Annotated in this window: 7 protein-coding genes; 5 read left to right on the forward strand and 2 right to left on the reverse strand. The window is 65.1% G+C overall.

Annotation, left to right across the window (positions count from 1 at the left end; genetic code table 11):
• Nucleotides 1-63 precede the first annotated feature (63 nt).
• The 4 genes from ACFFP0_RS29795 (at nucleotide 64) to ACFFP0_RS29810 (ending at nucleotide 4,815) form a co-directional block, all read left to right on the forward strand.
• Nucleotides 64-1,332, forward strand: a complete 1,269-nt coding sequence (locus ACFFP0_RS29795) for an ABC transporter substrate-binding protein (protein ID WP_377265853.1) — start codon at nucleotides 64-66, stop codon at nucleotides 1,330-1,332.
• A gap of 295 nt (nucleotides 1,333-1,627) precedes the next feature.
• Nucleotides 1,628-2,647, forward strand: a complete 1,020-nt coding sequence (locus ACFFP0_RS29800; RefSeq protein WP_377265854.1) for a carbohydrate ABC transporter permease — start codon at nucleotides 1,628-1,630, stop codon at nucleotides 2,645-2,647.
• Nucleotides 2,647-3,708: a carbohydrate ABC transporter permease gene (locus ACFFP0_RS29805; RefSeq protein WP_377265855.1), complete on the forward strand. Its 1,062-nt coding sequence runs from the start codon at nucleotides 2,647-2,649 to the stop codon at nucleotides 3,706-3,708. Before ACFFP0_RS29800 ends, ACFFP0_RS29805 begins: the two co-directional genes overlap by 1 nt.
• Nucleotides 3,709-3,732: 24 nt before the next feature.
• Complete coding sequence (locus tag ACFFP0_RS29810; protein ID WP_377265856.1) at nucleotides 3,733-4,815, forward strand: ABC transporter ATP-binding protein; 1,083 nt, start codon at nucleotides 3,733-3,735, stop codon at nucleotides 4,813-4,815.
• Between the two features lie 61 nt (nucleotides 4,816-4,876).
• On the opposite strand, the gene ACFFP0_RS29815 is transcribed toward ACFFP0_RS29810, so the two are convergent.
• Nucleotides 4,877-5,248 carry a winged helix-turn-helix transcriptional regulator gene (locus ACFFP0_RS29815; RefSeq protein WP_377265857.1) on the reverse strand — a complete coding sequence of 124 codons (372 nt, stop codon included), beginning with the start codon at nucleotides 5,246-5,248 and terminating at the stop codon, nucleotides 4,877-4,879.
• 131 nt (nucleotides 5,249-5,379) lie between these two features.
• On the opposite strand from ACFFP0_RS29815, the gene ACFFP0_RS29820 reads away from it, so the two are divergent.
• Nucleotides 5,380-6,219, forward strand: a complete 840-nt coding sequence (locus tag ACFFP0_RS29820; RefSeq protein ID WP_377265858.1) for an SDR family oxidoreductase — start codon at nucleotides 5,380-5,382, stop codon at nucleotides 6,217-6,219.
• A 24-nt stretch (nucleotides 6,220-6,243) separates the two neighbouring features.
• Here ACFFP0_RS29820 and ACFFP0_RS29825 read toward each other — a convergent pair whose 3' ends face one another.
• Nucleotides 6,244-7,137, reverse strand: coding sequence for an alpha/beta hydrolase family protein (locus ACFFP0_RS29825; protein WP_377265859.1), 894 nt, complete (start codon nucleotides 7,135-7,137; stop codon nucleotides 6,244-6,246).
• Nucleotides 7,138-7,469 lie beyond the last annotated feature (332 nt).

Here is a 7,469-nt window from a genome sequence, read left to right on the forward strand (position 1 = left end):
GGCAGGCAACGATAACCAGATGGACGGGAGGAGGCCCCGTCCTGACAAGAGGAGGAAATGCGCATGAAATCGAAATCGCTTCTGGCGGGCGCGGCGCTCGCCCTTCTGATGTCGACCGCCGCATATGCCGGCGACGTCCGCATCATGTGGTATTCGGACGGCGTCGAAGGCGAAGTCATGAAGGACCTCGTCGGCCGCTTCATGAAGGAAAACCCGGGCATCAACGTCATCCTCGACAATGTCGCCTACAGCGTCATCAAGGAGCAGCTCCCCGTCCAGCTCGAAGCCGGAAACGGCCCGGACATTGCCCGCGTCACCGCCATCAAGGACCTCTCAAGGCACTGGCTCGACCTGCGCCCGCTGGTCAAGGATGCGAAATACTGGGACGACAATTTCGGCGCCCAGGCGGACTGGATGCGTCCGGACGGCTCCAACCAGATTTCCGGTTTCATGACCCAGATCACGCTCACCGGCGGCTTTGCCAACAAGACGCTGTTCGAGCAGGCCGGCGTCGAAATTCCAGGCCCGAAGGCCACCTGGGAAGAATGGGCGGCGGCCGCCAAGAAGGTCAAGGACAGCCAGCAGATCCCGTTCGCCATGGCGATCGACCGCTCGGGCCACCGCATCACCGCGCCGATGCTGTCCTACGGCGCGAACTATGTCGGCAAGGACGGCAAGCCCGCCCCGCTCGACAAGGGAGCCAGGGACTTCCTGACCAGGTTCGTGAACTGGGTCGGTGACGGCACCTTTTCCAAGGACGTCTGGGTCTCCGCCGCCGGCTCCACCTACCGCGCCGCCGCCGACGACTTCATCAACGGCCAGCTCGCCTTCTATTATTCCGGTTCATGGCAGGTGGCGAACCTGGCGACCAAGATCGGCAACAATTTCGACTGGGTGGCGGTCGGCAGCCCCTGCGGTTCGGCGGCCTGCACCGGCATGCCGGGCGGCGCGGCTCTCGTGGCCGTCAAGTACACCAAGAACCCGAAGGAAGTCGCCCAGGTCATGGACTGGTTCGCCCAGGAGAAGATCGTCAAGGAATTCTCCGAGCGCACGCTTTTCCTGCCCGGCCACAAGGGCGTGGTGGACAAGGGCGGCCTCGACTTCAAGACCGACAACGCCCAGGCCAAGGCCGCTCTGACCAGATATGTGGAAGCGACCAAGACGACGTCGGAAACCGCGCTGAAGCTGCCCGGCTGGCGCTGGTCCGACACGGTCTACGCCGCGGTCGTCACCCGCATCGGCCAGACGCTGGCCGGCGAACTGAAGCTCGACGACGCGTTCGCACGCATCGACGCGGATATCGCCCAGAAGGTGAAGGACGCCGGTCAGTGATCGACTGGCGGCGCACTGGCAGGAAAATGATGCAAGGGAAAGCCCCGGTGCGCCCGGCCGATCTTCCCCCTCGTGGGGGAGATGCCCGGCAGGGCAGAGGGGAGTATGGCTTAGGTACATCGCCAACCTCCCGCTTTGCCGCACCGTCGCTACCCCCCTCTGTCACCTTCGGTGACATCTCCCCCACAAAGGGGGAGATCATCGGGAGTTTGCCGCGCCGCCTTTCATCCTCATATCCAGCAGCCTTGCCTGCGGCGAAAGGCCAAAGCTTGGAGACAGGGAGGAGTTCAATCCAATGAGCACAACGTCTCCGACCTCTTCTCTCGGCGCCCTCCTCATGGCGCCCGTCAACGCCGTCATGCGCATCGTCGACATACCGCTGCGCGGCCTGCAGAAGGCGACCGGCATCGGCGGCATGGCGGCCTTTTTCCTCGCGCCGAACATGCTGATCTTCGGCGTCTTCGTGCTGTTGCCGCTCGTCATCAACTTCGTCTATTCGATGACCGGCGGCACCGCCTTCTTCCTGTCCGAACGTTCGTTCGTCGGCGCCGAGCAATATTCCCGCCTCTTCACCTGCACCAACTACCTCGATCCGATGTCCTGCCAGGAGGACGCCTTCTGGACGGCGGTCGGCAACACATTCTGGTTCGTGGTCCTGCAGGTCACGCTGATGATCGGCACGGCGCTGATCACCGCGCTGATCCTCAACCGCGATCTCGCCGCCCGCTCCTTCTGGCGCGCCGTCTTCTTCTTTCCGGTCCTGCTCTCGCCGGTCGTGGTCGGCCTGATCTGGAAATGGATTCTGCAGCGCCAGGGCCTTCTGAACTTCATCCTCTACCAGTTCGGCGGCACCGAGCCCTATACGTGGCTGACCGACCGCAACTGGACCTTCCTCGCCACGATCGGCGTGTCGCTCTGGGCGCATATGGGATTTTACGCGCTGATCCTGCTCGCCGGCCTGCAGGCCATCCCGAAGGACCTCTACGAGGCCGCCGAAATGGACGGCACGAAGCCGGCCCGGGTCTTCTGGCGCATCACGCTGCCGCTCTTGGCGCCGAACCTTCTGGTCGTCGTGGTGCTGGCGCTGATCCGCGCCGTGCAGATCTTCGACGAGGTCTACGTGCTGACCGGCGGCGGTCCGGGCACCAGCACGCTCTATCTCACCCAATATATCTACGAGACCGGCTTCGCCTCGGCGCTGCGCAATCCGGGCCTTGCCGCCGCCGCCTCCATCCTCATGGGCGCCGTGCTCGTGGTCCTGACGCTCTTCCAGCTCGGCATCGGCCGGAAAAACGAAAACAAGGGGAAACGCTGATGGGTGCGGCTGCGCGTTTCATTCTCCGCCGCAAGGGCGGCCCCGGGGGCAAGGGCTGGCACTGGACGGATATCGTCACCTGGGTCTGGCTCGTCGGCGGTCTGGTCATCATGTTCGGCCCGGCCGTCTGGCTCGCCTTCTCCTCCTTCAAGACGCCGGCGGCGCTTGCCGAATTCCCGCCGTCGATCCTGCCCTACGTCACCAGCCAGGCGACGGTCGAGGGCTATGACCGGCCGCTCCAGCTTTTCGACGCGAAGATGCCGGACGGCTCGACCCGCGTGCTGGCGGAAGTCCGCCGCATCGGCCTCGTTTCCCAGATGGTCGATCCGAAGGCGCCGGGAGAGATCGTCCGCGTCAACATGAACGACCGCACGCCGGTGCGCTCGATCTCCTTCGCGACGACGAACTACACCGAGCCCTTCGTGCATTTCGATTTCCTGCGCTACCTCTGGAATTCCGTCTTCGTCACGGTCACGGCAACGCTGATCACCCTCGTCGTCAATTCCATGGCCGCCTTCGCGCTGTCGAAATACGAGTTCCGCGGCCGCTCCGCCGCGATGCTGGTCATCCTTGCCACGCTGATGGTGCCGCTCTCGGTCATCATGGTGCCGCTCTATTCGATCATCTCCTCGCTTGGCCTGTTCAACAGCCTGTGGGGCGTCATCCTGCCGACGGTCGCCACCCCCACCGGCGTCTTCATCCTGCGCCAGTACATGCTGACCATCCCCGACGAACTGATCGACGCGGCCCGCATGGACAAGGCGTCCGAATGGCAGATCTACTGGCGCATCGTCCTGCCGCTGACGGCTCCCGCTCTTGCGGTTCTGGCGATCTTCTCCGTCGTCTGGCGCTGGAACGACTTCCTCTGGCCGCTGATCGTGCTCTCCCGCCGCGAGCTCTATACCCTGCAGGTGGGGCTGAGCATCTATTCCGGCGAGCTGAACGTCCAGTGGCACTTCATCCTGGCCATGACCGTCGTGACGATGATCCCGGTCGTGCTGGTCTTCATCTTCCTGCAGCGTTTCATCACCACCGGCATCGCCGGCACGGGTCTGAAGTAAACTGGGCTCAAGCAAGGAACACCGATGGGCGAGATCAAACTCACCGATGTCAAGAAATCCTACGGCGCCGTCGATGTCCTGAAGGATATCGACCTGCATATCAAGGATGGCGAATTCATCGTCTTCGTCGGCCCGTCCGGCTGCGGCAAGTCCACGCTTCTGCGCACCATCGCCGGGCTTGAAAAGGTCACCGGCGGCGTCATCGAGATCGACGGCAAGCGCGTCAACGAGGTGACCGCGGCCGACCGCGGCCTCGCCATGGTCTTCCAGTCCTATGCGCTCTACCCGCATATGAGCGTGCGCCAGAACCTTGCCTTCGGGCTGGAAAACTCCAACATGCCGAAGCCCGAGATCGCCGGGCGCATCGCGGAAGCCGCCCGCATGCTGGAGATCGAGCCCTATCTGGAGCGCCGCCCCGGCCAGCTTTCCGGCGGCCAGCGCCAGCGCGTCGCGATCGGCCGCGCCATCGTGCGCCGCCCGACCGCCTTCCTGCTCGACGAGCCGCTGTCGAACCTCGACGCGGAACTGCGCGTCTCGACCCGCGCCGAAATCGCCGCCCTGCACGCCCGCATCGGTTCGACGATGATCTACGTCACCCACGACCAGGTGGAGGCGATGACGCTTGCCCACCGCATCGTCGTCATGCGCGCCGGCCGCATCGAGCAGGTCGGCACGCCGCTCGATCTCTACAACACGCCCGCCAACCGCTTCGTCGCCGGCTTCATCGGCGCGCCGCACATGAATTTCCTGTCCGGCCATGTGGCGGAAGTGGAACACGGTTCGATGACGCTGACGATCGGCGGCAGCCACCGCCTCCTCGTACCGACGTCCGGGCACAAGCTCTCTCCCGGCGACAAGCTGACGGTCGGCATCCGCCCGCAGCACATCACGCTCGCGAACGATCCGGGCAGCCTGACGGTCAAGGTGCGCCTCGTCGAGGCGCTCGGCTCCGAAACGGTGATCCATGCGGACCTGAACGGCGAGAAGCTGCTCGCCGTCGTCCAGGGACAGAAGCAGATTTCGCCGGGCGACGAGGTCCACTTCTCCGTCGCCGGCGCGCCCCTGCACCTTTTCGACCAGAATGGATTGCGGGTCAGGAACACCTGAGCCGCATCAGGCCGCACCGGTTTGCCCGCAGGCGCGGGCCGCTTCGGCCGGTCTTCCCCGGTCACCGCCTCTCGACGGCCGCATCATAGGCTTCCTGGGCGGCCAGCACCGCGTCCATGTTGCACTCCGCCCAATGCGCGAGCGCCGATACCGTGTCGGTCAGCGTCCGCCCGAGCGGCGTCAGGGCATATTCCACCGTCACCGGCACGGTCGGAAAGACCGCGCGCGAGATCAGCCCGTCCCGCTCCAGCCTCTTCAGGGTCTGCGAAAGGACCTTCTGCGAAATCCCCTTGATATCCCGCCTGATGTGGTTGAACCGCACCGGAGCGCCGCGCAGGCGGTCGAGGATCAGCACCGCCCACTTGTCCGCCAGCCGGTCCAGCACCATGCGGGTCGGGCACCGGTCCTCATAGACATTGTAAGCCCATTCCATCGTCATCTCCTGCGCCGGCGGTTTCCTCAATGAAACCATGTCACCTGAAAGTGCTCTCTTTCGCGCTTTTCCGATTGCTAGTATCTAGCATTTCGAAACAAGGTTTCCAACAGAAACTATGGAGAGCAGAAATGGCAGGCAAGATTCTCGTCCTCGGCGCGACCGGCACCGTCGGCACGCCTCTGGTGAAGGCGCTCGTTGCGAAAGGCGAAAAGATGAAGGCCGCCTCCCGCGCCGGAAAACCGGTGGAAAGCGCCGAGGGCGTCGCGTTCGATTTTGCCGATCCGTCCACGTTCGCCCCGGCTTTCGATGGCGTCGACCGCGCCTATGTGCTGCTGCCCGGCGGCAACGTGGCCATCACCGAACTGCTGCTTCCGGTCATCGAGGCAGCTGCCGCGCGCAAGGTCAAGGTCGTCTTCCAGAGCGTCTTCGGCGTCGATGCCGATGACGGCATTCCCTATCGCCAGGTCGAGATCGCCCTGGAGAAATCCGGCACGCCTTATGTCGTCCTCCGCCCGAACTGGTTCTCGGACAATTTCCGGACCTACTGGAAGGCCGGCATCGACCACGGCCGGATCGCGGTTCCTGCGGGCGAGGGCAAGTCGAGCTTCATCGACGTGCGCGACATCGCCGAAAGCGCCGCCGCCGCCCTGACCACGAGCCGTTTCGACGGCAAGGCCTTCAACCTGACCGGCCCGCAAGCGCTTTCCTACGCCGAGGCCGCGAAGATCGTCTCGGACGCGATCGGCAAGCCCGTCGCCTACGAAGCCGTCAGCGACGAGACATTCATCGGCATACTCACCGGCGCGGGCGTGCCGAACGACTACGCCGCCTTCCTCGCCTCGATCTTCTACCCGGTCCGCGAGGGCTGGACGTCCGCCGTCACGCCGGACGTCGAAACGCTGACGGGCAAGCCGCCGCGCTCCGTCGAAACCTACGTGCGGGACAATACGGCCGCCCTGAAGGCATGACCTCGGGGCGACGGCGCCCGCAGGTCACAAATACCCCTTGAAGAAACTCAGGACCGCCCGCCGCATGGCGGGCGTTTCCCTGTGGCCGACACCGGCCTCCGGCAGGAAAAGGAGAGCATTGAGTGTCCCGGCCTTCAGATAGGCCGCCTCCGTCTCGGCGAAGGCCTTCTCCACCGCCTCCGGCGGCGTCAGGGGATCGTCCCATCCGATCGAGATGAGCTGCGGCCTCGGCGCCGCCAGCCCGGCGATCTCGCCGGTCGAGGTCTCCTTCAGCAGTCCCGGCACGGTGAGATAATGCCCGTGCAGGTTATGGGCACCGCTCTCCACCAGCGTCGCAAGGTCCGCATAACAGCACAGATGCGCCACCGCCTTCACCCGGCTGTCGATCGCCGCCAGGAAATAGGCGAGCGTCGCCCCCATCGAAAGCCCTGTCATGCCGAGGCGCGCCGGATCGACATCCGGCCGTTCCGCCAGCCAGGAAAGCGCCGCCGCCTGTTCCGAAAGCATCTGCCCGAACAGCGTCCTTCCCCGCCAAAGCGCCGCCTTCACGGCTTCGTCCTCGCCCGTGCCCGCCCTTTCGCCGAAGGTCGGCATGTCGACCGAGAGCGTCACATATCCCTCCCGCGCCAGGACCGGCCCCGGCGCGTCGAGAAGGGCCGGACGGCCGTCGACCAGTTCCGATGCGCCGATATCCCAGCGGGCGCCATGCGCGTGGGCGTAGAGGATCGCCGGCCTGCGTGAAACGAAGCCTTCGCTCGGCCGCGTCAGGAACCCGCGCATGTCCGAGCCATCGGCAAGGCGAAAACGCAGCCGTTCGAGAATATAGCCGTCGCGGACCTCCGCCTCGCTCTCCGTCGGCGTCAGCAGGACGTCCTCGAAGGCAAGCAGATCCTTCAGCCTTGCCACCGTGATCGCCATATCCTCCTCCCGCCGTCCCCCACCGGGGACGACTTGTCTTCTCGCGGGCAATCCCGTCAAACACATAGCCGAAATCGCGCCCTCCCGCATCCCCGGCCTTTCCGTCGGTGTCTACAATCCCTGCGTTCCGTTTCGGCTGCCCCGGTCAAGCATCGCCGGCGAGACGGGACCGGTGCCCTGGTGAACCGCCGTCGATGCAGGCGGGTCGTCAGGGGCTGCGCAGAAAATGGTCCCCCTCCCGCCGCGCGGGACGTGCGTGTGTCGCACACAACCCGGTCTGGGCATTCCGCAAGGATCTAAGCCCCCGGCCGCCGCAGAGGGACCGGAGTTGC

It is taken from the genome of Neorhizobium puerariae (genome assembly GCF_042429745.1).
Classification (GTDB): domain Bacteria; phylum Pseudomonadota; class Alphaproteobacteria; order Rhizobiales; family Rhizobiaceae; genus Neorhizobium; species Neorhizobium puerariae.